Source organism: Thiopseudomonas denitrificans (assembly GCF_002866065.1).
GTDB classification, from domain to species: Bacteria; Pseudomonadota; Gammaproteobacteria; order Pseudomonadales; family Pseudomonadaceae; genus Thiopseudomonas; species Thiopseudomonas denitrificans.
Genome location: NZ_LNJZ01000006.1, coordinates 35,730 through 60,545, shown reverse-complemented (window position 1 = coordinate 60,545; position 24,816 = coordinate 35,730). Strand labels below are relative to the sequence as shown.

General features: G+C 57.1%; 24 protein-coding genes and 1 pseudogene. 15 read left to right on the top strand and 10 right to left on the bottom strand.

Features of this window, described 5'->3' with window-relative positions:
* Window positions 1–85: 85 nt before the first annotated feature.
* The 5 genes from AR306_RS05525 (at window position 86) to AR306_RS05500 (ending at window position 3,771) form a co-directional block, all read left to right on the top strand.
* Window positions 86–568 carry a hypothetical protein gene (locus AR306_RS05525; protein WP_101496565.1) on the top strand — a complete coding sequence of 161 codons (483 nt, stop codon included), beginning with the start codon at window positions 86–88 and terminating at the stop codon, window positions 566–568.
* 108 nt (window positions 569–676) lie between these two features.
* Window positions 677–1,345 carry a hypothetical protein gene (locus tag AR306_RS05520; protein WP_101496564.1) on the top strand — a complete coding sequence of 223 codons (669 nt, stop codon included), beginning with the start codon at window positions 677–679 and terminating at the stop codon, window positions 1,343–1,345.
* A gap of 290 nt (window positions 1,346–1,635) precedes the next feature.
* Entirely contained in the window at window positions 1,636–2,679 is a 1,044-nt protein-coding gene (locus tag AR306_RS05510; protein WP_101496563.1) for an LPO_1073/Vpar_1526 family protein, read from the top strand.
* 98 nt (window positions 2,680–2,777) lie between these two features.
* Window positions 2,778–3,158: a hypothetical protein gene (locus tag AR306_RS05505; protein WP_101496562.1), complete on the top strand. Its 381-nt coding sequence runs from the start codon at window positions 2,778–2,780 to the stop codon at window positions 3,156–3,158.
* A gap of 82 nt (window positions 3,159–3,240) precedes the next feature.
* On the top strand, window positions 3,241–3,771 hold the full coding sequence (locus AR306_RS05500) for a hypothetical protein (RefSeq protein WP_101496561.1): 531 nt from the start codon (window positions 3,241–3,243) through the stop codon (window positions 3,769–3,771).
* Between the two features lie 688 nt (window positions 3,772–4,459).
* Here the strand turns inward: AR306_RS05500 and yfaE are convergent.
* Genes yfaE through nrdA form a run of 3 tightly spaced genes read right to left on the bottom strand, consistent with a single transcriptional unit; the run spans window position 4,460 to window position 8,156 of the window.
* Window positions 4,460–4,717: a class I ribonucleotide reductase maintenance protein YfaE gene (yfaE, locus tag AR306_RS05490; protein ID WP_101496632.1), complete on the bottom strand. Its 258-nt coding sequence runs from the start codon at window positions 4,715–4,717 to the stop codon at window positions 4,460–4,462.
* Window positions 4,718–4,734: 17 nt separating this feature from the next.
* The gene (gene nrdB, locus AR306_RS05485; RefSeq protein ID WP_101496559.1) at window positions 4,735–5,868 is read right to left on the bottom strand and encodes a class Ia ribonucleoside-diphosphate reductase subunit beta; all 1,134 of its coding nucleotides are present in this window, start codon (window positions 5,866–5,868) and stop codon (window positions 4,735–4,737) included.
* An 11-nt stretch (window positions 5,869–5,879) separates the two neighbouring features.
* Window positions 5,880–8,156 (bottom strand): class 1a ribonucleoside-diphosphate reductase subunit alpha, encoded by a 2,277-nt coding sequence (gene nrdA / locus AR306_RS05480; RefSeq protein ID WP_101496558.1) that lies wholly within the window; start codon window positions 8,154–8,156, stop codon window positions 5,880–5,882.
* Window positions 8,157–8,491: 335 nt separating this feature from the next.
* Here nrdA and AR306_RS05475 point away from each other — a divergent pair, with 335 nt between their 5' ends.
* From AR306_RS05475 to AR306_RS05445, 7 genes are all read left to right on the top strand, one after another.
* Entirely contained in the window at window positions 8,492–8,746 is a 255-nt protein-coding gene (locus AR306_RS05475) for a DUF1289 domain-containing protein (protein WP_101496557.1), read from the top strand.
* Window positions 8,747–8,860: 114 nt separating this feature from the next.
* Window positions 8,861–9,631, top strand: coding sequence for a DUF3450 domain-containing protein (locus AR306_RS05470; protein WP_101496556.1), 771 nt, complete (start codon window positions 8,861–8,863; stop codon window positions 9,629–9,631).
* Window positions 9,632–9,648: 17 nt separating this feature from the next.
* Entirely contained in the window at window positions 9,649–10,974 is a 1,326-nt protein-coding gene (locus tag AR306_RS05465; RefSeq protein WP_101496555.1) for a MotA/TolQ/ExbB proton channel family protein, read from the top strand.
* A 55-nt stretch (window positions 10,975–11,029) separates the two neighbouring features.
* The gene (locus AR306_RS05460) at window positions 11,030–11,518 is read left to right on the top strand and encodes a MotA/TolQ/ExbB proton channel family protein (RefSeq protein ID WP_407071182.1); all 489 of its coding nucleotides are present in this window, start codon (window positions 11,030–11,032) and stop codon (window positions 11,516–11,518) included.
* A 14-nt stretch (window positions 11,519–11,532) separates the two neighbouring features.
* Entirely contained in the window at window positions 11,533–11,946 is a 414-nt protein-coding gene (locus AR306_RS05455; protein ID WP_101496553.1) for an ExbD/TolR family protein, read from the top strand.
* Window positions 11,946–12,641 carry an energy transducer TonB gene (locus tag AR306_RS05450; protein ID WP_101496552.1) on the top strand — a complete coding sequence of 232 codons (696 nt, stop codon included), beginning with the start codon at window positions 11,946–11,948 and terminating at the stop codon, window positions 12,639–12,641. Before AR306_RS05455 ends, AR306_RS05450 begins: the two co-directional genes overlap by 1 nt.
* Before the next feature lie 3 nt (window positions 12,642–12,644).
* Window positions 12,645–13,736 carry a tetratricopeptide repeat protein gene (locus tag AR306_RS05445; protein WP_101496551.1) on the top strand — a complete coding sequence of 364 codons (1,092 nt, stop codon included), beginning with the start codon at window positions 12,645–12,647 and terminating at the stop codon, window positions 13,734–13,736.
* Between the two features lie 865 nt (window positions 13,737–14,601).
* On the opposite strand, the gene AR306_RS05440 is transcribed toward AR306_RS05445, so the two are convergent.
* The 6 genes from AR306_RS05440 to purB form a co-directional block, all read right to left on the bottom strand.
* Window positions 14,602–16,203, bottom strand: a complete 1,602-nt coding sequence (locus AR306_RS05440; RefSeq protein ID WP_101496550.1) for an isocitrate lyase — start codon at window positions 16,201–16,203, stop codon at window positions 14,602–14,604.
* A gap of 412 nt (window positions 16,204–16,615) precedes the next feature.
* Window positions 16,616–17,428, bottom strand: coding sequence for a hypothetical protein (locus AR306_RS05435; protein ID WP_101496549.1), 813 nt, complete (start codon window positions 17,426–17,428; stop codon window positions 16,616–16,618).
* The gene (locus AR306_RS05430; protein WP_101496548.1) at window positions 17,425–18,027 is read right to left on the bottom strand and encodes a DUF7931 domain-containing protein; all 603 of its coding nucleotides are present in this window, start codon (window positions 18,025–18,027) and stop codon (window positions 17,425–17,427) included. The genes AR306_RS05435 and AR306_RS05430 overlap by 4 nt, the downstream gene beginning before the upstream one ends.
* 2 nt (window positions 18,028–18,029) lie before the next feature.
* A complete protein-coding gene (locus tag AR306_RS05425) occupies window positions 18,030–18,455 on the bottom strand; it encodes a GNAT family N-acetyltransferase (protein ID WP_101496547.1) in 426 nt (141 codons plus the stop codon).
* Window positions 18,448–19,614 carry a ribosomal protein uL16 3-hydroxylase gene (locus AR306_RS05420; protein ID WP_101496631.1) on the bottom strand — a complete coding sequence of 389 codons (1,167 nt, stop codon included), beginning with the start codon at window positions 19,612–19,614 and terminating at the stop codon, window positions 18,448–18,450. The genes AR306_RS05425 and AR306_RS05420 overlap by 8 nt, the downstream gene beginning before the upstream one ends.
* 234 nt (window positions 19,615–19,848) lie before the next feature.
* On the bottom strand, window positions 19,849–21,219 hold the full coding sequence (gene purB / locus AR306_RS05415; RefSeq protein ID WP_101496546.1) for an adenylosuccinate lyase: 1,371 nt from the start codon (window positions 21,217–21,219) through the stop codon (window positions 19,849–19,851).
* Between the two features lie 195 nt (window positions 21,220–21,414).
* On the opposite strand from purB, the gene aroC reads away from it, so the two are divergent.
* The 3 genes from aroC to AR306_RS05400 all read left to right on the top strand — a co-directional run bounded on the left by aroC (window position 21,415) and on the right by AR306_RS05400 (window position 24,307).
* Complete coding sequence (gene aroC / locus AR306_RS05410) at window positions 21,415–22,506, top strand: chorismate synthase (RefSeq protein WP_101496545.1); 1,092 nt, start codon at window positions 21,415–21,417, stop codon at window positions 22,504–22,506.
* Between the two features lie 102 nt (window positions 22,507–22,608).
* A complete protein-coding gene (locus AR306_RS05405) occupies window positions 22,609–23,781 on the top strand; it encodes an MFS transporter (protein ID WP_101496544.1) in 1,173 nt (390 codons plus the stop codon).
* Window positions 23,756–24,307 (top strand): acireductone dioxygenase, encoded by a 552-nt coding sequence (locus AR306_RS05400; RefSeq protein WP_101496543.1) that lies wholly within the window; start codon window positions 23,756–23,758, stop codon window positions 24,305–24,307. The genes AR306_RS05405 and AR306_RS05400 overlap by 26 nt, the downstream gene beginning before the upstream one ends.
* Here AR306_RS05400 and AR306_RS05395 read toward each other — a convergent pair.
* A pseudogene (locus tag AR306_RS05395) lies at window positions 24,301–24,810 on the bottom strand (Mpo1 family 2-hydroxy fatty acid dioxygenase). The gene AR306_RS05400 and the pseudogene AR306_RS05395 overlap by 7 nt on opposite strands.
* Window positions 24,811–24,816 lie beyond the last annotated feature (6 nt).

Genomic DNA, 24,816 nt, shown 5'->3' with positions numbered 1-24,816 from the left:
GCCGCAAATGCAGGCGTTAGAGCCTTTGGCAGCACTGCTGCACAAGCCAATACTCCTCGCAAATCACAGTAGAAATGGTTGACGAATGAGTGAAGAAGAGAAGCTGTTAGCCGCACTATCAAATCCAGCAGTAAAAGAATTTATCGACATTAAAAAGCTTGCAAATTCACAAGCGCTAATTAAAGCCTCTGAATTCGCGGCAGCTCATGCAATAAAACATGGCGACCGCATACATATAGAAAAAATAGTAACCATATTCAAAGATACAAAATACATGCATCAAATAATCAAGTGGTTCTGCTTTCGCTGCGGTTTAGAATGCAAGCTGGATGAAGGGAGTCCTATTTTTATCAGGTCTTCATCGCCACCAAACGTAGATGTCCAGCTTCGTAATTTTATCAATGCCAAGCCCAGCAAAATACAAGGAGCGTCAAAACCAGCTCCCAAGCCAGCATTGGCTAAAGCAAAAATCACTGTTAAAAAAACCAAGAAGTCCCCTAAGAAAATTGACATGCTGGATTCTTGGGCAAGATTCCCTGGTAGCTTTGGTTCTGGAAAGAGAGGCTAGGTATCAGTTCGGCAGCTCTAACTAGTGGTTCAAACCGTTCGCCTCGCTCACTGGGACGGGCTAAAGCCCGCCCCTTAACCAAACGTTAGAGCGCAGTAGGAAATAATCATGGATAAAGAAAAGCTAGAAGTGCCAGAACCATCTAAAAGGGATGTAGCGCATTCGATCACTAAGGCGGGATTGTCAGCAATTCCAATTGTTGGTGGTGCGGCTGTGGAGCTATTCCAAAACGTTGTGCAACCGCCTCTCGAAAAGCGCCGGGTGGCATGGATGGCCCAAGTTGGAGAGAAGCTCCAAGAATTGGAAGAAAAAGGGCTAAACCTAGAAACGCTTCAAGAAAATGAACAGTTTATTTCTGCGGCAATGTATGCATCACAGCTCGCTTTGAGAACACACAAAGAGGAAAAGCTATCAGCCCTTCGCAATGCCGTTGCGAATATTGCTACTGGGCAAGCGCCAGAAGAAGCAATGCAACACCTGTTTTTGAATTTCGTAGATTCCCTAACAGAGTTACACATTCAAATATTGAAGCTGTTTCAGTCACCAACACCACCGCCCAACATGAGCATGGGCGGCTTGAGTAGCGTATTGGAATATAATATGCCGGAAATGCGTGGTCGCCGAGATTTGTATGACCAGCTTTGGAAAGACTTATACACGCGAGGCCTAATAAATACCGACGGCATGCATACTACGATGAGTGGAAATGGTTTGGGGCAGAAACGTACAACCGGAATGGGTGATGCGTTTCTCAGGTTTATTTCAGAGCCAAAGTAAATGCGCTCTAACAATCACATGCAGCCGACCCACAAAAGCGCCGCTCCTTCGTCGCTCTGCTTATGTGGTCGGCTGATATGAGGCGTTAAATCCTCTAATGGAGAATCAAGTGCTGGATTACATAATTGCCAATAAGGAATGGGTCTTCAGCGGTATCGGGGTTGCTGTTATATCGTGGATTTTCTTCCGAAAGTCATCGAACAATAATATGTCACAGAAAAGCGGTGACAATTCCACCAACATCCAAGTTGGCGGAAGCATCAACGTCTCGAATAAAAACAGGGATAAAGATGATAAGTAAGAAAACACAAGAGTCAGGAGATAATTCTGTAAATCTACAAGCCGAAAATATAACGGTAAACACAGGCTTATCGATTGCACACGTAAAAGAAATAGCTTTAGAGGTATTCGAGGGTAACTTCTATAAACTCGCTGGAGTGGCTAAAGAAACCGCTGATCAGCGAGCAAAAGAGATCACTGAGCAGTTTTTAGAAGAGCTCTCAGAAAAAAATCCAGGTGGATTAAAAGCATCAGAAGACCCAGATTTTCAACATTCACTTTTTCAAGCACAAAAGGAATATGCACGCTCAGGTGATAAGGAACTAGGGGATATTCTGGTTGATATTTTGGTTGATCGTTCGAAAGAAGAAGAAAGAAGCCTGCTTCAGGTGGTTTTGAATGAGTCCTTATCAATTGCACCAAAATTGAATGGCACGCAGCTTGATATATTGGCTTGTTGTTTTAATCTCGGGTACACAAGAAGACTCAATATCACAAGCCTGCAGATGTTTGCTGATTACTTGAATGATGCAGTACTTGTATTTGCAGATGCTGTAGGCGAAAAGGACTCGAACTACAAACATCTAGAGTATGTTGGTTGCGCTGCTATCAGGGCCGGCTCTAGAGATATTGTAAATATATTAATGCAAACCTATAAGGCAATATTTTGCAAAGGCTTTGAGAGAGAGCAACTAAACGATATCGCCGAGGAAAGCCCTAATATCTGGAATGTCATTATTCCATGTCAGCACAATGTCAATCTTGTTCAGGCGAAAGGGATGGATGATGACGTAATTCGAACTCTGTGTAAGCAGCAGGCTATCTCAGAAGAGAATGCCAATAAGCTAATACAGATAAATAACAGCCAAATGATGAATAAGAATGAGGCAACAGACTATCTAAAGTCAATATGCCCAAAGTTCGAAAGATTTCTTGAAGATATCGCGAAATCTTCATTTAACAATCTTGACCTGACTAGTGTAGGCATTGCAATAGCTCATGCGCATTCGAGAAAAAAGGTGGGGTTTGATGCGGATTTATCAATCTGGATTTAACAAGGCCTTCCAGCGGACGCAGTCGCTAACGCGCCTGCTCCGCTGAAGGCAGCGTTATGTATAAAATCGAACGGTAATTTCTTATGAGGGAATTCTAGATGAGTTATGACGTTATAAGGCTTGCAGCTGACAAGCTCACTTATCGGGAAAAATTGAAGCTTTCCCAATATTTGATTCAAGCGGCAATAAAGGAGGAGGAAGATCTGAATCCTACCGCGAGAAATATATCAGCGCCGAAAATTGAGAAATCGGAACCGAGAAGCAAGGCTGAAACGCCTAGCGATTTGGATGTTATTTCGTACGTTAAGGAGAGGCTAGTCAAGTCAAAGCCCTCAAAGAAGCAATCTTTAATAAACTTCATTGCCGCGATGTTCCAGTTTCAAGGCGGCATAGAGGAAAGTAAAATCGATACGATTATTAGACGGCTTGAGAAAGATGGGGTCTTAACCATCTCCGGCGCTAGAGTCATTTATACATAACAAGTGCAGGCACGGCGACGCCTACTACATTGCGCCTTCGGCTTCATTTCGTAGGCGCGCATGCTGCAAGCGTTAGGACACTATGCGAACAGTCCTTGCGATCCTCCTAGCTCTATACCTGCCGGGCTGTGGCGATGCCTACCGCTATCTCAAGAGCGGTGAGGTGGGCTGGGAGTTGAAAAAAGAACTCCGAGATAGAAAGACTTCAAGGATCGAGCTTGCCAAGATCACAAAGTTTGAATGGGATGAGTTTTTCCTGTTCGGCCCGTATCAGCTCACCAGCGAAGTTTGTAAACGACTTGCGCTTTCGACTGGGGACTGCAAGTCGGTTGTCACGGCTGAGTCAACTGATGATGGTGAGATGTTGATGGTCTTTCGCCTTAAAAGAAAAGTTGTGCATTCGGAAATGCACATTCGTTGGCACGGTGATTTCACGCCAGTACCGGAGGAGCCGCTTACCCCACAAACAGCGGTTTTCTCTGTCTCGGTTGAAGGTAAAAATTCGCTGGGCGAGGATTGGCTGAAATTGCGCCCCATATCAGCCGCCGCCCTAACAATTCATTCCTCCGGGCCTGCGCAAAAAGCCGCGCAGGCCGGTGAATTCAAACGTTAGCCAGCAAAATATTCTCATCCGAGACTTCATACTAGTAGAAGAAATATAGCTATGGTACGTGTTTATGTCGTCTGTTTATGGGCTTGCACGCCCCATTGCGGCGTGGCTTAATTCAATCGTTAGGCAGGAAATGAGCAATTTCACCAAAATTCTTGTAGTTAGCATCGCAGTGCTCTTTTCTGTCTCAGGGATTGGCGCGCTAATTTTCAGCGGAGCAGCACAACAGAGCGCTTCATATTTTGTCGTCTCTGCAATAGTCGCGTTTCTTGGGGCTGTCGGGCTGTTCTTTTAAAGATATCCACCGCCTCCGTTAGTTCCAGGTGAAGGAAATAGCGCTTGGGCGCTGCTAAAAAGCTACCGTAAGAAATACCCTGGATGGCAGAGTCGGCTGATCGGATACAGCATTCCCGTGTTGGTGTTGCTAGCACTACTTTCCCGTCTTCTGGATTTCTTTAGTACACTGCACACTGGGTCATGAGCCATCTGCCGAACCCTCCTCTTTGCTCCGGCTGCCCCTCAACTCAAACGTTAGCAACCACTTTGCTACTTGCTGGTTGTGTAGGCTATAAGCCAGAAACCTGGATCAATCGCGGCCCCGTCACGGTTGATGCAAGCACCAGGGCACTAATCTACTGTTATGATGATGCCAGTTTAATCAATGGCAAACGCATGCTGGGTCATTATAAGTCTAACCCGCCAGCTTGCTGCGCAAGTGCACCTTCAGCTTGAGCGGTTCGTTGACGGTGCAGCAGCAGGGCAGGATCTCGCCACGGCGCAGCAGGGCCAGCGGTGGTTTGGCGTACTCGACGCTGCCGGCCTTGAGCGGAATGCGGCAGGCGCCGCAGTAGCCGCTGCGGCATTGATATTCGACATGGTGGCCGGTGCGTTCCAGCGCATCGAGCAGGGTTTCATTACCCTCCAGCTCGAACACCATGTCTTCGGTCATGATCTGCACGCCGGCGGTCACAGCTCGAATTCACCCAGATCGTCAACGGATACGGATGAGTCGATCTGGCCGACCAGGTAGGAGCTGACTTCCACTTCCTGCGGGGCCACCTGCACGTTGTCGGATACCAGCCAGGCGTTGATCCAGGGGATGGGGTTCTGCGAGGCGTTCTTGAAGATCGGCTCCAGTCCCACCGCGATCATGCGCAGGTTGGTGATGTACTCGACATACTGGCTGAGGATGTCGTAGTTCAGGCCGATCATCGAGCCGTCCTTGAACAGGTAGCGGGCCCATTCCTTTTCCTGTTGCGCGGCATGGCGGAAAATCTCCACGCTCTCGTCGTAGCAGGATTTGGCCACCTCGGCCATCTCAGGGTCGTCCTGGCCGTTCTGCATGATGTTGAGGATGTGCTGGGTACCGGTCAGGTGCAGCGCCTCGTCACGGGCAATCAGACGGATGATCTTGGCGTTGCCTTCCATCAGGCGGCGCTCGGCGAAGGCGAACGAGCAGGCAAAGCTGACATAGAAGCGGATCGCTTCCAGCACGTTGACGCTCATCATGCACAGGTACATCTTGCGCTTCAGTTCGAACAGCGAAATCTCGTATGTCTTGCCGCCCAGCTCGTGCCTGCCTTCACCCAGCTTCAGGTAGATCAGGCTGTCGTGGATCAGCGCATCGTAGTATTTGGAGATGTCGCCGGCGCGCTCGATGATGTGCTCGTTGCGCACGATATCGTCAAACACCACGGACGGATCATTCACGATGTTGCGGATGATGTGGGTGTAGGAGCGCGAGTGAATGGTCTCGGAGAACGACCAGGTCTCGATCCAGGTTTCCAGCTCGGGAATCGACACCAGCGGCAAAAACGCCACGTTGGGGCTGCGGCCCTGGATGGAGTCGAGCAGTGTCTGGTACTTCAGGTTGCTGATGAAAATGTGTTTTTCATGCTCGGGCAGGTTCTGGTAGTCGATGCGGTCCTGGGTGACGTCCACTTCCTCGGGACGCCAGAAGAACGACAGCTGCTTCTCGATCAGCTTTTCGAAAATCGGGAATTTCTGCTGGTCATAGCGGGCAACGTTGACCGGCTGGCCGAAAAACATCGGCTCCTTCAGCTGGTCGTTGTCGGTCTGGCAAAAAGTACTGTACTTCACGCTGGCTCTCCTTAAATCTTGCAAGCGCCGCCGGCACAGCCGTCGTCGAGGTCGCTCTGGTCGTCTTCGGCGCCATCGCGGGTGTTCTGGTAGTAAAGGGTCTTCAGGCCGAATTTATAGGCGGTCAGCAGGTCCTTGAGCAGTTGTTTCATGGGCACGCGGCCGCCTTCAAAGCGCTGCGGGTCGTAGTTGGTGTTGGCGGAAATGGCCTGGTCCACGAACTTCTGCATGATGCCGACCAGATGCAGGTAGCCTTCGTTGTTGGGCATGTTCCACAGCAGTTCGTACTGGTTTTTCAGGTTCTCGTAGTCGGGCACGACCTGTTTGAGGATGCCGTCCTTGGACTGCTTGACTGAAACCAGGCCGCGTGGCGGCTCGATGCCGTTGGTGGCGTTGGAGATCTGGCTGGAGGTCTCGGACGGCATCAGTGAGCTCAGGGTCGAGTTGCGCAGGCCGTGCTCGACAATCTCCTGACGCAGGGCTTCCCAGTCCAGGTGCAGTGGTTCCTGCACGATACTGTCCAGATCCTTCTTGTAGGTGTCAATCGGCAGGATGCCCTGGGCATAGGTGGTTTCATTGAAGCCCGGGCAGGCGCCGAACTCGCGGGCCAGCTTGCTGGAAGCCTTCAGCAGATAGTACTGGATGGCCTCGAAGGTACGGTGGGTCAGGCCGTTGGCTGAGCCGTCAGAGTAGCGCACGCCATTCTTGGCCAGATAGTAGGCGTAGTTGATCACGCCAATGCCCAGTGTGCGGCGCTTCATGGATGCGTTTTTCGCGGCGGCAATCGGGTAGTCCTGGTAGTCGAGCAGCGAGTCCAGCGCACGTACCGCCAGTTCGGCCATTTCTTCCAGTTCGCCCAGATCTTCAATCGCGCCCAGGTTGAAGGCGGACAGGGTGCACAGGGCGATTTCCCTGTCGGCATCGTGGATGTCTTCCAGCGGGCTGGTCGGCAGGGCGATTTCCAGGCACAGGTTGGACTGGCGCACGGGAGCGACCGCCGGGTCGAACGGGCTGTGGGTATTGCAGTGGTCGACGTTCTGGATGTAGATGCGACCGGTGCTGGCGCGCTCCTGCATCATCAGCGAGAACAGTTCGACCGCCGGCAGGGTGCGCTTGCGGATGCTTTCATCCTGTTCGTACTGCACATACAGGCGCTCGAACTCGTCCTGGTCGGCGAAGAAGGCTTCGTACAGGCCGGGGACTTCGTGGGGCGAGAACAGGGTGATGTTTTCGCTCTTGATCAGGCGCTGGTACATCAGCTTGTTCAGCTGCACGCCGTAGTCCATGTGGCGCACGCGGTTTTCTTCTACGCCACGGTTGTTTTTCAGCACCAGCAGGGATTCCACCTCAAGGTGCCACAGCGGGTAGAACAATGTTGCCGCGCCGCCGCGCACGCCGCCCTGCGAGCAGGACTTGACCGCTGCCTGGAACAGCTTGAAGAAGGGAATGCAACCGGTGTGCTGCGCCTCGCCACCACGGATCGGACTGCCGACTGCGCGGATGCGGCCGGCGTTGATGCCGATACCGGCACGCAGCGATACGTATTTGACGATGGCGTTGGTGGTGGTGTTGATGGAATCCAGGCTGTCGCCACACTCGATCAGCACGCAGGAACTGAACTGGCGTGAGGGCGTGCGCACGCCGGCCATGATCGGCGTGGGCAGGGAAATCTTGAACAGCGAAATGGCATCGTAAAAACGTACGATGTAATCCAGCCGCGTTGCTTTCGGGTAGTTGGCGAACAGGCACATGCCAATCAGCATGTAGAGCATCTGTGGGCTCTCGTAGACTTCGCCGGTGACGCGGTTTTGCACCAGGTACTTGCCTTCCAGCTGCTTGACCGCCGCGTAGGAGAAGTTCATGTCGCGGCCATGGTCGATGGCCTCGTTGAGCGCGTCAAACTCTTCGCGGCTGTAGTCCTTGAGGATGTGCTCGTCGTAGCGTTTGCCTTCAGTCTGGCGTACTACGTGATCGTACAGGTGTGGCGGCTCGAATTCGCCGTAGGCAATCTTGCGCAGGTGAAAAATCGCCAGGCGGGCGGCCATGTACTGATAGTCCGGGGTGTCGGCAGAAATCAGGTCGGCGGCGGCCTTGATGATGGTTTCGTGGATATCCTTGGTGCGGATACCGTTGTAGAACTGAATATGGGATTTCAGCTCCACCTGGGATACCGAGACGTTGTTCAGGCCCAGCGCGGCCCAGTCGAGCACGCGGTGGATCTTGTCCAGATTAATGGGTTCCTGGCGGCCATCACGTTTGTTGACCAGAATGGTGCTTGGGTCTGTCATCACAAATAGGTCCTTGGGCAAGATTGGGTATGTATGAAGGCAGCCTTGGCGGGGTCGTCATCGGCATTGCCAGCGCACCAGGGTTGCAAAGAGCACGGGCCTAGCGCAAAGAATGATAAAAGTAAATAGAGATAAGCTTTTGCTTGAACACAATATGCTGTGTTTGTTTGCAAGCTGGCGCGCAATATAGGGTAAAACCAGCAGGCTTTTCAACCTTAAAATTTCAAGGTTTTGCCTTGACATCGGGCAAACCCGCACCAGTCTTGCACTGGGCTACAATAACCATTGGTCGGAACCTGTATCGGGGTCCGGTACAGTACCGCGTGGATGCAATCATGAGCCAGCTAGAGTTTTTTGACATTCCAAGCCCTTGCGTGGGTGTATGCGAGTCGAACAATCGCGGCTATTGCAAAGGCTGCCTGCGTTCGCGTGATGAGCGCCTGTACTGGCTTCAGTTGAGCCCGACACAAAAGCGTGATGTCATCCGCCTGTGCCAGCAACGCAGGCAGCGCATTCTCAAGGCCAGGGCGGAGGCGCTGGCGCAGGAACAGCAGGCGGGGCTGGAAAGCGGACAGGGCACGCTGTTCTGAGGCGGTGGAGAGGCAGTGGAAAGGAGCAAATCCTTGATCTGACAACTTGACTCGGACCCTGTCTCAGATGATAATCGTTATCATTTTAGCCCTGAATAAACTGGACCCCACATCATGACACTACATGCAGCGCGCTACACGGCCATTGCATTGGCCCTGGGCAGCAGCTTCGTTCTGGCCGATCCACTGGATCAGGCACTCTCCGAAAGCGCCGGGCTGAGCCGGGCGGCACAAGAATCACAGCACAAGATCGAAGGACTGGACGACAGCACCCAGCAGATGCTGGACAGCTATCGTGCAGCAATCATCCAGACAGCCAACCTTGAGCGTTACAACGCACAGATGCGCGAGCTGGTGCAGGCCCAGGGCAAGGAACTGGACGGCTATGAACAACAGCTGAGGGATCTGGAGCAGACCGAGGCCAGCGTGGCGCCACAGATGCAGCGCATGCTGGATGTACTGGGCGAGTTCATTGCCGCCGACTTGCCATTTTTGCCCTACGAGCGCAACGAGCGGCTGGAAACCCTGCAGGAGCTGCTGCCCCGGGCCGATGTCAGCCTGGCCGAGAAATACCGTCGCGTCCTGGAGGCTTACCAGATCGAGAGCGATTACGGCTATACGCTGGAAGCCTGGCGTGACAGCCTGCAGCGTGACGGCAAGACATTGAACGTGGATTTCCTGCGGATCGGGCGCGTCATGCTGTATTACCAGACTCCGGACGGCCATGAGACCGGCTGGTGGAACCCGCATGCGCGTGAGTGGCAGGTGCTGGAGGGCAGTGCCCGCCGTCCGGTGACCCGGGCCATCGAGGTGGCGCGTCAGCAAAAATCGGCCGACTGGCTGCAACTGCCGGTGAAAACCCTGGCTCTGGAGGCAAAACAGTGAAGTACTGGGCAGGATTGATGGCAGCATTGTGGGCCGGTATGGCAATGGCTGCTCCGGTGTCGCCAAGCGAGTTGCTGGAGCGCATCCGGCAGGAAAAAGCCAGCGAACAGCAATTGATGCAGGAGCGTGAACGCCAGTTTGTGCAGGACAAGGCACAGCAACAGGGGCGTCATGATGCCGCACGCGCCGCATTGCGCAAGGCGGAAGCAGAGTCCGCGCAGCTCAAGGCGCAATTTGAAGAACAGGAAAAATTGCTGGCCGAACAGGAGCAGCAATTGAAGGAACGCATGGGCGAGCTGGGCGAGCTCTTTGCCGTGCTGCGCCAGAGTGCTGGTGACATTGCCGGTCAGTGGCAAGGCTCGATGCTGAACGTCGAGAAAGCCGGTCGCGTCGAGCAGCTGGAACGTTTTGCCAACAGCCGCCGGTTGCCGACCGCCGAAAACATCGAACAATTGTGGCTGCACATCCTTGACGACATGTCCGCGACGGGCCAGGTGAAAACCTTCCGCGCGCCGGTCATCCGTGTGGGTGGCGAGTCGCAAGAGCTGGACGTGACCCGTGTCGGGCCGTTTTCCGTGGCTGCCGAGCAGTCGTTTCTGGTCTACCACGCCGGCGAGAGCAGCCTGCGCGAGCTGCCACGCCAGCCGGGCGGCCTGAGCAAGGTACAGGAATGGAAGAACAGCCAGGCCGATCTGGCTTATACCCTGATCGACCCGACCCGTGGTGGTCTGCTGGACCAGCTGCAGCGTCATCCGACCTTCATTGACCGGGTGCATCAGGGTGGACTGGTCGGTTACGTGATCATGGTGCTGGGTGTGCTTGGCCTGTTGCTGGCGGTCTGGCGCATGGCCGAGCTGCAGCTGGTGATCGGCAGTATCGGCAAGCAGATGCGCAACCTGTCCAGCCCGCAGGGCAACAACCCGCTGGGACGTGTGCTTGGCGTATTGGGCCCGAACCCGCAAGTGACTGACCTGGAAACCCTGGAGCTGAAACTGGACGAGGCCGTGATGCAGGAAGTGCCGCGCCTGGAGCGGGGACAGGGCCTGCTCAAGCTGATCGCTGCGGTGGCACCATTGCTTGGGTTGCTGGGTACGGTGACCGGCATGATCATCACCTTCCAGGCCATTACCCAGAGCGGTGGTGGTGACTCGCGGTTGATGGCCGATGGCATTTCACAGGCGCTGGTCACCACCGTTCAGGGCCTTGTGGTGGCGATTCCGATGCTGTTTCTGCACAGCATCGTGTTGGCACGCAGCAAGGGCGTGATCCAGCTGCTGGAACAGCAATGCGTGGGCCTGCTGGCCCTGCACATGTCGGCCAAGGACCCTTGTGAGAGTGAGTGACTGGAAGACAACCTGGATCTGGCTGGTTGACAGCAGCTACGCCCTGCTGGACCTGATGTCGACCGGCGGCATGGTCATGTGGATGCTGGCCGTGCTCAGCGTGCTGTTCTGGACGCTGGTGCTGGAGCGCTTCTGGTACATGCAGCGCCAGTTTCCGGCCTGGGTCAGCGAACGTACTGCGGCCTGGAAAACGATCTGCTGCAATGTCTGCAGCCGGGACTGGCCGCGCACCGTGCGCGCCGCCTGGATGGCGCAGGCGGGCGAGCAGCTGTTGATCCCGCTGGGTGTGATCAAGGCGCTGGTGGCTCTGTTCCCCCTGTTGGGCCTGCTGGGCACGGTGACCGGCATGGTGGCGGTATTTGATGTGCTGGCCATGAGTGGTACCGGCAACCCGAGGGCGATGGCTGCAGGCGTCTGGCAGGCAACCCTGCCCACGCTGGCCGGCATGGTGCTGGCGATTGGCGGGCTGTTCAGCCTTGCCCACCTGGAACGCAACGCGCGTCGCGCACTGGCCCGGCTGGCCGACCAGCTGCGGCATGATTAAAGGATAAAACCCGGATGAGAATGCGTCGTTACAGCCACAGTGGTGAAGAAGAGCCGGGCATTGACCTGACTCCGATGCTTGATGTGGTGTTCATCATGCTGATTTTTTTCATTGTCACCAGTTCTTTTATCAAGGAATCCGGCGTTGAGGTCAACCGCCCGCAGGCCGATACCGCCAGCAGCCAGGACAAGGGCAATATCCTGATTGCGGTCACTGCTGACGGTCAGGTCTGGCTGGACAAACAGGCAGTGGACGTGCGCACCGTACGTGCCCATGTCGAGCGTTTGCGCCAGGAACAGCCGGACGGCATTGTCGTGGTGCAGGCCGATCAGGATGCACGTACCGGGCTGGTGGTACAGGTGATGGATCAGGCCCGGTTGGCCGGTGTGCCTGACGTGGCTCTGGCCGCATCGACGGAGTCGAACTGATGGCGCGCTGGCTGGTGTCCTTGCTGGCTGCACTGCTTGCAGCACTGGCCAGCTTTGTCCTGATCCTGTGGATGGTGTTGCCGCCCAAGGCGCGGGTGGAGAACAAGCCGGTACAGGTCGGCCACTTTGTGCCGATGAGCAGGGACACTTCGGAAAGCCGTTCACGCAGCCGTCTCAAGGCGCCGGAACCGCCGCCTGACCAGGTGCAGCCGCCTAGCCAGCAGACACCCCAGCCGCCGCAACAAATGCAGGCAGCAACGGTCAAGCTGGATGTCAGCCTGCCCAGCCTGCCGGGTGCGGTCAGCATCCAGGCGGCTGCCATGCCCAGTCTGGCCGGTGTCACGGCGGCCAAGGCAACTGCGGCACCGGCAGCGCCGGCAGCACCTGCCGCTTCGGCACCGGGACCGTCCGGTGTGGACTCGGAAGTGGTTCCGCTGAATGAGGTGTTGCCGGAATATCCAGACCAGGCCCGTCGTCGTGGTATTGAAGGACATGTCCGGCTGGCCTTTACCATTACCACCCAGGGCCGGGTGGAAAATATCCGGGTGGTCGAGTCCTCACCGCCGAATATCTTTGACCGTTCTGCCCGTCGGGCAGCGGCCCGCTGGCGTTTTGCACCGCGCACGGAGAATGGCCTGGCGGTCGAGCGGGAAGCGGTAAAAACCCTTGAGTTTCGTTTGACGAACGGGAGATAAGCCATGAAACGCTGGATCTTTTTGCTGGGCTGCATCTATTGCGGTGTACTTTCTGCCCAGACCGTCGAGCCCGCGGTCTTGAAGGCGCTGCAGCAGGCCCAGGCGGCGCAGGCGGCGGGTGATCCGGGCAAGGCTGCGCGTTTGCTTGAGGGTTTGAGCTTCGAAAAGGGCAGTTATGCGGAACTGATGGTTTTGCGCAATCTGGGCTATCTGGCCTGGCAACAAGACCGGCTGGATGCGGCCATCGATTTTCTGCAGAAAGCAGAAAAGCATGAGCAGATGGGAGCTGAAGACCGGCAAAAAGATCGTCTTGGCCTGGCCCGGCTGACGCTGGCGGCCGGCCGGCCACAACAGACAGTGGTCTATCTGGAAGGCCAACCCCAGACCGATGAAGTGCTTCAGTTGGGTATTCAGGCCTGGTATCAGCAAAAACGCTACGACCGTGCATTGCCTCTGGCGGAAAAATACCTTGCGGGCAAGTCATCGGTAAACCGGCAGTGGACCGAACTGATGGTCAGCCTACACCATGGCAGCAAGAATTATGGAAAGTCGGCAGAATGGCAGCGCCGTTTGCTGGCCATGGATCCGGACAATCTGGAGCAGTGGAAGCGGCTGGCCATTCTGCAGCGGCTGGCAGGCAACAATGCGGTGGCCTTTGCCACCCTGCGTACTGCCTACAGCAAGGGCCTTGACATGAACGCGCAGGACTTGCAGCAGATGCTGTCCTTTGCAATAGCCGCCGATCAGCCATGGCAGGGCGCGCGGCTGCTGCAGCAGCTGGTGGCCAGCGGCAAGCTGAAGAACGATGTGCAGCAGCAGGAAACCCTGGCCCGGCTGTACTGGCAGGCACGTGAGCGCAACAAGGCCATCGAGCTGTTCCGTCAGCTGGCCGAGCGTGGTGGCAAAGCGGAACACTGGCTGATCCTGGCTCAGCTGGCCATGCAGCAGCAGGACTGGACACTGTCCGGGCAAGCGCTGGATTCGGCCCAGCGTGCCGGGGCCTCGCGCAAGCGTGTGCAGTCGTGGCGTGACTGGCTGGAAAGCAGCAAGGAAGCCGAGCGCATGGCCCGCGAGGGTCTCACGGCAAAACTGTGATCACGGCTTGCTATTCTGGCTGTCTGTCCTTGCCGGGTTTGTCCGAATAAATTCGGACCTACAAAACACGCTTGTCCGAATAAATTCGGACCTACAAAACGCACCAGTCCGAATAAATGAGGGCTTATCGTAGGTGCGAATTTATTCGCACACGTGGGCGAGCACTTCGCACTACAAAAACGCTAACCCGGAATTCAACCAGCGATTGATTGGCATGCCCGGCTTGGTCGGGTTGTCTGAATAAATTCGTGTGTTGTAGGTGCGAATTTATTCGCACACGTGGGCGAGCACTTCGCACTACAAAAACGCTGACCCGGAATTCAACCAGCGATTGATTCGCATGCCCGGCTTGGTCGGGTTGTCTGAATAAATTCGTGGGTTGTAGGTGCGAATTTATTCGCACACGTGGGCGAGCACTTCGCACTACAAAAACGCTGACCCGGAATTCAACCAGCGATTGATTCGCATGCCCGGCTTGGTCGGGTTGCCTGAATAAATTCGTGTGTTGTAGGGGCGAATTTATTCGCACAATATGTGACCACAATCACGTCCGTACGTGTATTTGTAGCTTCAGCCGGGCCCACCACTATGGCAGCTCCTGTACGAAGGGGCTTGCCCCTGAGAAAAACATCAACACCTGTCCGGGGCGAGACCCCTCACGCAAAGAGTCTGTGCAAGGCTTTCTTGCATGACGTGTGACCGAGAATCTTTTGTGCGAATAAATTCGCACCTACAGGTGTTCGGGTTAATTCAGCATCGCCGCCTTGATCCGGCATGCAGGGCTTGGTGGCCCGGCTTTCGACAGACAATAAAAAACCCCGGCCGGAGCCGGGGTTTTTCGGGTCACTCAGGAACCGTCAACAACTTAGACGTTGTCGAACTGGTTCATGGTGTTGTCCTCACCGCTGGCCTTCAGGGCAGCGTCACCGGAGAAGTACTCTTTGTGAGTATCACCGATGTCGGAACCGGCCATGTTCTGGTGACGTACGCAAGCGATACCTTCGCGGATCTCTTTGCGCTGCACGCCAGCAACGTAAGCCAGCATGCCTTGCTCGCCGAAGTAGCCTTTTGCCAGGTTGTCGGTAGACAGTGCGGCAGTGTGGTAGGTCGGCAGAGTGATCAGGTGGTGGAAGATACCGGCTTCGCGAGAGGCATCCTTCTGGAAGCTCTGGATGCGTGCGTCGGCTTCGTCACACAGCTCGGTGTCGTCGTAGTCGGCGCTCATCAGGCGGTCGCGGTTGTATTTGGATACGTCCTTGCCGGCTGCTGCCCAGTCGTCGAACACTTGCTGACGGAAGTTCAGGGTCCAGTTGAAGCTTGGGCTGTTGTTGTACACCAGCTTGGCGTCTGGAACTTCCTTGCGGATGGCGTCAACCATTTCCTTGATCTGGCCAACGTGTGGCTTCTCGGTTTCGATCCACAGCAGGTCGGCACCGTTTTTCAGGGAAGTTACGCAGTCCAGGACAACGCGGTCGATACCGGTGCCTTCGCGGAACTGGAACAGGCCGCTGGCCAGACGGGCAGGCTTGAGCAGTTTGCCGTTGGCCTTGATGACCACGTCACCGTTGGCAATGTCGTCGGCGCTGTTGATGTACTCACCAGCCAGGAAGCTGTTGTACTGGTCGCCCAGGTCGCCCGGCTCGTTGGTTACGGCGATCTGCTTGGTCAGGCCGGCACCCAGGGAGTCGGTACGGGCAACGATGATGCCGTTGTCAACACCCAGCTCCAGGAAAGCGTAACGCAGGGCGTTCAGCTTGGCGATGAAGTCGGCGTGAGGAACGGTCACTTTACCGTCCTGGTGGCCACACTGCTTCTCGTCGGAAACCTGGTTCTCGATCTGCAGGGCACAGGCACCGGCTTCGATCATCTGCTTGGCCATCAGGTAGGTGGCCTCTTCGTTACCGAAACCGGCGTCGATGTCGGCAATGATGGGCACAACGTGGGTTTCGAAGTTTTCGATCTGGTCCAGCAGCTTGGCTTCTTCAGCCTTGTCGCCGGCCTTGCGGGCCTTGTCCAGAGCGGTGAACAGCAGGTCCAGTTCGCGGGTGTCGGCCTGGCGCAGGAAGGTGTACAGCTCTTCGATCAGGGCGGCAACGGAGTTCTTCTCGTGCATGGACTGGTCGGGCAGAGGACCGAACTCGGAGCGCAGGGCGGCAACCATCCAGCCGGACAGGTACAGGTAGCGCTTGTTGGTGGTCTTCAGGTGCTTTTTGATGGCGATCAGCTTCTGCTGGCCGATGAAACCGTGCCAGCAACCCAGGGACTGGGTGTACTTGGATGGATCAGCGTCGTACTCGGCCATGTCCTTGCGCATGATGTCTGCGGTGTACTTGGCGATATCCAGACCGGTCTTGAAGCGGTTCTGGTAGCGCATGCGCGCGGCAAACTCAGGGTTGATTGCGCTCCAGCTGCTGCCGGCATTGTTAACTACGGCAGCAATGGCCTTGATTTCGTTCTGATATGACATGGTCAATCCTTCATAGAGTATGGTGCGTCGGGCCGTGGCCCACACAACCTGCTATCACTGGATGTAAATGGGTATGCTCGCGCCGCTATGGCAGAAAAGTGACGACGGAAAAGTTGTTGCGGAGGCGGGCGGCCGTCTGTAGGACAACCGGTCGATGGCTTTGTAAAGCCGGACGTATGCAGGCGCTTCCCCGTCCCTCAGGACAACAACGTTCCAGTCGTAACCTCGTGCAAATCATCTTGTGGATGCCTGCAGCACGGGTTTTCGGGGACGTTCGCCTGAAAAACCCGGAGGTTCGACACCTCTGGCTAGCGGGAGCGGGTCGTATGATGCGCCTTCGTGGAGCGTTCGTCAAATTTATTTGTAGTGTTTTTTTTATGGCACTACAAAAAAGACCCCGGCGCGGGGAGGCTTATTCATCCAGCAGCTGTACTTTGATGCGCAAGCTATTGTTTTCAGTAGAGTATGATTTACTGCCGGACAGAATGCCGGAGCTGTCATGCTGGCTGCTCTGACTGAGGCCGCCGATCTCGATCCACTCGCCCAGCTGGCCGCCGATGCGGGTGGACAGGCTGTTTTGTTCGACAATGCGTGAGTCCTGGCGGGAAAGGCGGTCATTTTGCGTGCTCAGTTCGAGGGTGACACGGTTGCCCTGAATGCTGGGCGTGACATAGAAGCCCTGGGTCAGCTGGCGTTGCACGGTCTGCATTAGCGGCCGGCCGTACTGGTCGCGGCTCCATTGCTGCTGCGGTATCTGCTGGCCGGTCTGGATGAAGGCGGCGCTGCCTTCCAGGGTCTGTATGCTGCGCAGGCCACTGTTGTTGCCGGTGGTGCTGTAATGGCGGATATCGACACGGTTGCCCCGGTTACCGTCATCACCGATTACCACCTCTCCGTGTCGGCCACTGGCGCGGGCACTGATATCGATGCCGCGCTCGCTGCTGATGTGTCCGCCACTGTCGTCGAGAGTGATCAGTACGCGCCGCAGCGGCGTATCGAGACTGGCAATCAGCTGCTCCAACTCGTCCAGGCGCTCACTTTCGGCACGCAGGATCAGCTGCTGGCCGTTGCCGGCAATCCCTTCCCATGGGTTGAGCATGGGTTGCAGCAGCTGGATCATTTCACTGTCCATGCGGTGTTGCAGCTGGATAACGCGCATGTCGGCATGTACCAGCGGGCTGGTCAGCAGTAGTGCACACAGGAAAAAACGGAGCAGGGTGGTCATAACGTCATCCGGCGCAGGTTGATATCGGTACGTGATACGGCCCACATGGCTTCGAACTGTTCGATGTGGGGGCGGACCCTGGCGGGCTGGCCACAAAACAACTGACCCTGAAAAGGAGCGGAAGTTTTACGTAACAGCAGGCTGTGTTCGTCAGCCGACAGCCATCGATCGGGATGCACTTCGTGCTCGGGATGGATCAGGCGTATCTGTGCGCGGCTGCTCAGACGCTCGATCAGCGGTAGCAGCCTGTGGCTTTCAGCCAGCAGGCGGCGGCTGTCATGCAGCAGGATGAGCAAGCGGCCGGATTCCTGGCGCAGCAGGAAATCCTTGCATTGTTCAACCATCGGGTCGTTGCTGTAGAGCCAGGGTTCCAGGTCGGGCGAGTAGATGCGCACCACATGACGGGCCTGTTGCAGCAACTGCTGGCTATGCTGGCGGATTTCGTCCTGACTGTGCAGCATCCGGGTAGTGGCTGGTGGCCCCTCTGCGCCGCGAGTCCTGGCCTGCGGGTTGTTGATGCTGTATTTGCCGGGCGAGACAAACTCGATGGCCGTATCGGCGTCATCGTGCGGGTTGACCTCTCGATCCGGCCGTTTCATGGTTATTCGCTGGTTCTGAGCATATCGATGTGGGGGATGCCGGCTTCGATGAACTCGTCGCTGACCGCCCTGAAGCCCAGACGCTCATAAAAACGGGCGGCATGTACCTGGGCGGTCAGGGTTTGCTGTTGCAGGCCACGGCGCTCCGCCTCGGCAATTGCCGCCTGCATCAGCGCCTCGCCCACGTTGAGGCCGCGCCACTCCTTGAGTACCGATACCCGGCCAATGCAGCCGTCCGGCAGCAGGCGGGCGGTACCCATGGCAAAGTCGTCTTCTTCGGCGAGGAAATGGATGGCACCGGCATCCTGGCTGTCCCATTCCTGCTCGGGAGTGACCCCCTGCTCGTCGATGAAGACCCGTTCACGGATGCGGCGCAGATCAGCATTGTCTTTGTGCCAGTCGGCAATACGCACTTCGATGTTACTCATCCATACACTCCAGACTGCCTTGTTTGACCAGTTCACACAGGAGGGTGACGGCTTCGTCACGATCCAGCCAGGGTTGTAGATTATCCATAGTCAGAAGGTCCTGGCTACAAAGGTACTGGATAAATCCGACTAAATGTTCAGGGAATGGCCGACTGCTACCACAGGAAAACAGCAGAATGGCCGGCTCGCCGTCCAGCTCCAGCTGGCTCCAGGCCAGTCGGGCTGCCGGACTGCGCACGAGGGCACCGCCGTCCTGGAGGAATTCGACCAGCGTGGATTCGCCCAGTTCATGACCTTGCAGAAACTCGGGATAGCGCGGCTCGGTCATGTGCTGGCCGAACCAGCTCAACAGCAGGTTGTCGTCGTCCAGCTGTTCGCGCAGCAGCTGGCGTACGCGCTCGATGTCCTCGCGGCGGATCTCGTTCGGGTCCTGCAGCGGCGTCATGCCGGCATCGCCATAGCGGTCTTCGCTGGTCAGAAAGCGGGCGACAAAATCGGTGTAGTGGGTGATCACTTCAGCGGTAGACGGCGCACGAAAGCCGATCGACCAGGTCATGCAGTTATCCAGCGCGGTACCCCAGTGGGCCAGCCGTGGCGGCAGGTAGAGCATGTCGCCGGGTTCCAGTACCCAGCTGTCGCTGGTATCGAAGCCGTCGAGAATGCGCAGGTCGGGGTGGGGCAGCAGCGGGCTGTTGCTGTCGCACAGCTGGCCGACCTTCCATTCACGGCGGCCCTCGGCCTGCAGCAGGAACACATCATAGTTGTCGAAATGCGGACCGACACCGCCGCCGGGTGTTGCATAGCTGATCATCAGGTCATCAATGCGCCAGCGCGGCAGAAACTCGAAGTCTTTCAGGTAGTCGGCCACTTCCGGCACGAACTGGTCGACCGCCTGCACCAGCAGGGTCCAGTGGCTTTCCGGCAGCTCGGCATAGGTCTGCTCGGTGAACGGACCATGATGCAGCTCCCAGGGCTCGTCGCCGTGCTCGAGAATGATGCGGGACTCGACTTCGCTCTCCAGCGATAGCCCGGCCAGCTCGTCACCGTCAACGGGGCTGACAAAGTCCGGAATCGCCTGGCGGATCAGCAGGGGCTTTTTCTGCCAGTAATCGCGCAGAAATTCTTCTACACTGATGTTACCGAGAATCGGGATGTTCATATTGGACCGGTTTTTGAAATGGGTGGGGATGGCAGGAAGCATCCTGCGAATGAATTCGCACAGCTGTAGGTGCGAATTCATTCACACAGCAAGTATCCTGTAGGTGCGAATTTATTCGCACGTTTTACGCAAGACGGTGGCGTTTTTGTTCGAATAAATTCGAACCTACGGAGAAGCAGGACGGCAGCAGTCCGGCAAAGCCGGACCACAATCCCCCACCGCAAGGCAAAAACATCAAACGCGTTTGGCTTGCTCCACGGCATTACCAATATAGTTGGCCGGCGTCAGCTGGCGCAGCTCGGCCTTGGCCGCTTCCGGCATGTCGAGGGTATCGATGAACTCTTGCAGGGCGGCAGCGCTGATACCCTTGCCGCGGGTCAGGTCCTTGAGCTTTTCATAGGGGTTCTCGATGCCGTAGCGGCGCATTACGGTCTGCACCGGTTCGGCCAGCACTTCCCAGCAGTTGTCCAGATCGGCGGCCAGTGGCGCTATGTTAACTTCCAGCTTGCCGATGCCTTTCAGGCTGGCTTCGTAGGCAATCACACTGTGGGCAAAACCCACGCCCAGGTTGCGCAGTACGGTGGAGTCGGTCAGGTCACGCTGCCAGCGGGAGATCGGCAGTTTGCTGGCCAGATGCTGGAAAATGGCGTTGGCAATGCCCAGGTTGCCTTCGGAGTTTTCAAAATCAATCGGGTTGACCTTGTGCGGCATGGTGGATGAGCCGATCTCGCCGGCCACGGTCTTCTGCTTGAAGTAGCCCAGGGAAATGTAGCCCCACACATCGCGGTCGAAGTCGAGCAGGATGGTGTTGAAGCGGGCAATGGCATCAAACAGCTCGGCAATGTAGTCGTGCGGCTCGATCTGGGTGGTGTAGGGGTTGAAGGTCAGGCCCAGATCGCCCTCGATAAAGGCGCGGGCGTTGGCTTCCCAGTCCACGTCCGGATAGGCGGACAGGTGGGCGTTGTAGTTGCCGACCGCACCGTTGATCTTGCCCAGCAGTTCAACGCTTTCTACCTGCCTGATCTGGCGCTCCAGACGGTAGACCACGTTGGCCATTTCCTTGCCCAGCGTGGTGGGGGAGGCGGGCTGGCCGTGGGTGCGGGACAGCATCGGCACTTCGGCCAGATCAACCGCCAGCTTGCGGATGCTGTCGGCAATCTGGCGCATCAGTGGCAGCAGCACGCTGTCGCGGCCTTCGCGCAGCATCAGGGCATGGGACAGGTTGTTGATATCTTCGGAGGTACAGGCAAAGTGGATGAATTCGCTGACCTTGGCCAGCTCGGGCAGCTTTTGCGCCTGTTCCTTGAGCAGATATTCCACTGCTTTCACGTCGTGGTTGGTGGTGCGTTCGAACTCCTTGACGCGCTCGGCATGTTCGATTTTGAAGTCTTCGGCCAGCTCGTTGAGCAGGGCATTGGCTTCGGCCGAGAAGGGTGCAACCTCGCCGATCTGCTCGTGTTGTGCCAGGCGCTGCAGCCAGCGCACTTCGACATGCACGCGGTTACGGATCAGGCCGTATTCGCTGAAAATATTGCGCAGGGAAACGGTACGGCTGCCGTAGCGGCCATCGACAGGGGAAACAGCAGTAAGGGCGGAAAGTTGCATGGATGCTCTCTTATGACAGTGACCAAAAATAAATGCGGCAGATTATACACGAAAGAAAGCGCGGATAATGGCCTGAGTGGACAGCGCTTGCTCCCGTCGGGATGATTTAATCCCCGCCTGCGGGTTGAGCCGCTTACCCGTGCGGTCCTTTGCCGTTATACTCTGCGCTTTTACAGTCGTAAGCGGAGCAGGGCAATGTCGGGCAATACCTTTGGCAAACTTTTTACCGTGACCACTGCAGGCGAAAGCCATGGCCCGGGGCTGATGGCGATTGTTGACGGTTGCCCGCCCGGCCTGCCTTTGGCTGCTGAAGACCTGCAGCAGGATCTGGACCGGCGCAAACCCGGCACCAGCCGCCACACCACCCAGCGCCAGGAAGCGGACGAGGTGGAAATCCTGTCCGGCGTGTTCGAAGGTATCACCACCGGCTGCCCGATCGGCCTGCTGATTCGCAACACCGATCAGCGCTCCAAGGACTATTCCGCGATCAAGGACCTGTTCCGTCCGGCCCATGCCGACTATGGCTATCACCATAAATACGGCCTGCGCGACTATCGTGGTGGCGGCCGCAGTTCGGCGCGGGAAACCGCCATGCGTGTCGCGGCCGGTGCCATTGCCAAGAAGTGGCTGGCCACGCAGGGTATCCAGGTGCGCGGTTACATGAGCCAGCTGGGCCCGATCGGGATTCCCTTCGAAAGCTGGGACGAAGTACACAATAACGCCTTCTTCAGCCCTTGCGCAGGCAAGGTACCCGAGCTGGAAGCCTATATGGACCAGCTGCGCCGTGATCAGGACTCGGTCGGAGCGAAAATCACCGTGGTCGCCGAAGGGGTGATGCCCGGGCTGGGTGAGCCGGTCTTTGATCGCCTGGATGCCGAGCTGGCCCATGCGCTGATGAGCATCAACGCGGTCAAGGGTGTTGAGATCGGCGACGGCTTTGCCAGCGTGACCCAGCGCGGTACCGAGCACCGTGACGAGATGACCCCGGAAGGTTTTTTGAGCAACCATGCCGGCGGTATCCTCGGCGGCATTTCCTCCGGCCAGCCGATTGTCGCGCATATTGCCCTCAAACCCACCTCCAGCATCACCGTACCGGGCCGCACCATCACCGTGGATGGCGAACCGGTCGAGATGATCACCAAGGGCCGTCATGACCCCTGTGTCGGCATCCGCGCCACGCCGATTGCCGAGGCGATGATGGCGCTGGTGCTGATGGATCACTGCTTGCGTCACCGTGCGCAGAATGCCGATGTGCAGGTGTCCACGCCGGTGCTGCCGCAGTTGTAGGTTCGAATTTATTCGAACAAAATCGGTATCAATTAGAGGGGTCAGGTACATTTAATCCGCGGACTAAATGTACCTGACCCCTTTAATCGCTTTAATCGGACATTGAGCACCATGCCGTACTGGCGACTATCCAATTTCTATTTCTTCTACTTTGCTTTGCTGGGTGCGGTGGCACCCTTCATGCCGCTGTATCTGGAATACCTGGGCTTTTCACCGGCCCGGATCGGCGAATTGCTGGCGCTGCCGATGCTGATGCGCTGCCTGGCACCCAATCTGTGGGGCTGGCTGGGCGACCGTACCGGCCGGCGGCTGCTGATCGTGCGCTGGGGCGCGCTGCTGACGCTGGCCGGTTTCGCGCTGATCTTCATTCGTCAGGACTATGGCTGGCTGGTGCTGGTCATGCTGCTGCACGCATTTTTCTGGCATGCCATCCTGCCGCAGTTCGAGGTGCTGACCTTCACCCATCTCAGGCACCAGCCGGAGCGCTACAGCAAGATTCGCGTCTGGGGCTCGGTCGGCTTCATCGTCACCGTGGTGCTGATGGGCTGGAGCTTCGACCTTTACGGGCTGGGCGGCTACCCGCTGCTGGTGTGCCTGATCATGCTCGGCATATTGGCCAGCAGCATGCTGGTGCCGGCAACAGCAGGAGAGTACAGCCGGCGCACCCATGCCGCAGGAGACGGCATCAGGACCATCCTGCAACGCCGGCCGGTCTGGATTTTTTATCTGGGCGTGATGCTCATGCAGGTATCTCACGGTCCTTACTACAGCTTTTTGTCGATCTACCTGGGCGAGCTGGGCTATAGCCGTACGGTCACCGGCTGGCTGTGGTCGCTGGGCGTGTTGGCGGAAATCGTGCTGTTTTTGCTGATGCCGCGTATCCTGCTGCGCTTCAGCGTGCGCCAGGTGCTGCTGGCCAGCTTTGCCCTGGCGGCGCTACGCTGGCTGATGCTGGGCCATCTGGCCGACCAGATCATCTGGCTGCTCTTGATCCAGCTGCTGCATGCGGCTACCTTTGGCAGCTTCCATACCGGTGCCATGCAGTTTGTGCAGCAGCAGTTTCCGGTCGGCCGGCAGGGCATGGGACAGGCGCTGTATGTCTCCCTGTCCGGTGTCGGCGCGGCGGTGGGTGCCCTCTATGCCGGTTACCTGTGGCAGCCGGCGGGGCCGGCCACCACCTTTACCGTGGCCAGTGCGGCGGCAGCACTGGCCGGCGTTATCCTGTTTTTTGGTCTGAGAAGGGAACAGCATGAGTCATCTGTGTGTATTTCATAGCAGCAACACCCGGCAGCCGACGAAGCTGCTGAACCATCACGAGGATATTGCCCGTGAGCTGGCCGCCATCGGCGTCGCTTTCGAACGTCGTGAGCCGGCCCCGTCGGTGACTGCGGAGACACCCGTTGACCAGGTGCTGACTGCCTGCCAGGGTGAAATCGGGCGGTTGCGCGAGCTGCACGGCTACGTGCTGGCTGATGTGTTCCGGCAGGACGAAAGCCAGCCACAGAAAGTGCGGGATGCGCAGCGCGCCGCCCTGCTTGCCGAGCGCACCGGGGAAGCGCAGGCCTGGCTGCTGGTGGCCGGGCGCGGTCTGTTCCATCTGCGGGTGGATGAACAGGTATACGCGTTGATGTGCGAAAAGGGCGACCTGCTGGCGTTGCCGGCCGGTATCCGCCACTGGTTTGATGCCGGCGAGCGTCCGCGCATCACGGCGATCCGCCTGCGGGCTGATGAAAACGACATGGCTGACGGGAAAACCGGTGATGATCCCGCCAGCCAGTATCCGGCCTTTGATGATTACTGAGGAAGAGTTTCAACCTTGAAGTGGCGGTCGATCCGGTCCGCCAGATCCTTGCGCCAGCCGAGCAGAAAGCCCAGCTCGGCGGCGACAAACAGCGGGCCGATGGCCAGCCCCATGATGTCATCGAGAAACGCCGGCTTGCGCCCCTCGTAATGATGGCCGATGAACTGGATCACCCAGCCGATGACAAACAACGCCAGACCCCAGCCCAGCCAGCCGGATGTCGATAACTGGGCGGCCTGTGCAGCGAGCCACAGGGTTACAGCCAGGGTGACAGCCATAAGCACTCCGTAACGCAGATCCAGCAACAGGTAATATACCGCCGCGATCATGCCCGTCAGCAGGGCAGGAGACAGTCACAGGCCGCCGCTCTGCATGCCCGGACGTGACAGCAGGATGGCCACCGCCAGCACGATCATGGGAATGCCGACGAAGTGCGTGAGGATGTTGCGCCGGTCACGGTGATAGGCAGCGTAGCCGGCCAGTTGTTGTTCCAGGGTTTTCATTATTGT

Excerpts from the sequence above, each read along its gene's own strand:
- purB (WP_101496546.1), bottom strand. The coding sequence starts at position 21,219 with ATGCAACTTTCCGCCCTTACTGCTGTTTCCCCTGTCGATGGCCGCTAC.
- AR306_RS05460 (WP_407071182.1), top strand. The coding sequence starts at position 11,030 with ATGTCGACCGGCGGCATGGTCATGTGGATGCTGGCCGTGCTCAGCGTG.
- AR306_RS05435 (WP_101496549.1), bottom strand. The coding sequence starts at position 17,428 with ATGACCACCCTGCTCCGTTTTTTCCTGTGTGCACTACTGCTGACCAGC.
- nrdA (WP_101496558.1), bottom strand. The coding sequence starts at position 8,156 with ATGACAGACCCAAGCACCATTCTGGTCAACAAACGTGATGGCCGCCAG.
- AR306_RS05510 (WP_101496563.1), top strand. The coding sequence starts at position 1,636 with ATGATAAGTAAGAAAACACAAGAGTCAGGAGATAATTCTGTAAATCTA.
- AR306_RS05520 (WP_101496564.1), top strand. The coding sequence starts at position 677 with ATGGATAAAGAAAAGCTAGAAGTGCCAGAACCATCTAAAAGGGATGTA.
- AR306_RS05445 (WP_101496551.1), top strand. The coding sequence starts at position 12,645 with ATGAAACGCTGGATCTTTTTGCTGGGCTGCATCTATTGCGGTGTACTT.
- AR306_RS05505 (WP_101496562.1), top strand. The coding sequence starts at position 2,778 with ATGAGTTATGACGTTATAAGGCTTGCAGCTGACAAGCTCACTTATCGG.
- AR306_RS05465 (WP_101496555.1), top strand. The coding sequence starts at position 9,649 with ATGGCAGCATTGTGGGCCGGTATGGCAATGGCTGCTCCGGTGTCGCCA.
- AR306_RS05455 (WP_101496553.1), top strand. The coding sequence starts at position 11,533 with ATGAGAATGCGTCGTTACAGCCACAGTGGTGAAGAAGAGCCGGGCATT.
- AR306_RS05425 (WP_101496547.1), bottom strand. The coding sequence starts at position 18,455 with ATGAGTAACATCGAAGTGCGTATTGCCGACTGGCACAAAGACAATGCT.
- AR306_RS05440 (WP_101496550.1), bottom strand. The coding sequence starts at position 16,203 with ATGTCATATCAGAACGAAATCAAGGCCATTGCTGCCGTAGTTAACAAT.
- aroC (WP_101496545.1), top strand. The coding sequence starts at position 21,415 with ATGTCGGGCAATACCTTTGGCAAACTTTTTACCGTGACCACTGCAGGC.
- yfaE (WP_101496632.1), bottom strand. The coding sequence starts at position 4,717 with ATGACCGAAGACATGGTGTTCGAGCTGGAGGGTAATGAAACCCTGCTC.
- AR306_RS05400 (WP_101496543.1), top strand. The coding sequence starts at position 23,756 with ATGAGTCATCTGTGTGTATTTCATAGCAGCAACACCCGGCAGCCGACG.
- AR306_RS05430 (WP_101496548.1), bottom strand. The coding sequence starts at position 18,027 with ATGAAACGGCCGGATCGAGAGGTCAACCCGCACGATGACGCCGATACG.
- AR306_RS05420 (WP_101496631.1), bottom strand. The coding sequence starts at position 19,614 with ATGAACATCCCGATTCTCGGTAACATCAGTGTAGAAGAATTTCTGCGC.
- AR306_RS05525 (WP_101496565.1), top strand. The coding sequence starts at position 86 with ATGAGTGAAGAAGAGAAGCTGTTAGCCGCACTATCAAATCCAGCAGTA.
- AR306_RS05470 (WP_101496556.1), top strand. The coding sequence starts at position 8,861 with ATGACACTACATGCAGCGCGCTACACGGCCATTGCATTGGCCCTGGGC.
- AR306_RS05475 (WP_101496557.1), top strand. The coding sequence starts at position 8,492 with ATGAGCCAGCTAGAGTTTTTTGACATTCCAAGCCCTTGCGTGGGTGTA.
- AR306_RS05450 (WP_101496552.1), top strand. The coding sequence starts at position 11,946 with ATGGCGCGCTGGCTGGTGTCCTTGCTGGCTGCACTGCTTGCAGCACTG.
- AR306_RS05500 (WP_101496561.1), top strand. The coding sequence starts at position 3,241 with ATGCGAACAGTCCTTGCGATCCTCCTAGCTCTATACCTGCCGGGCTGT.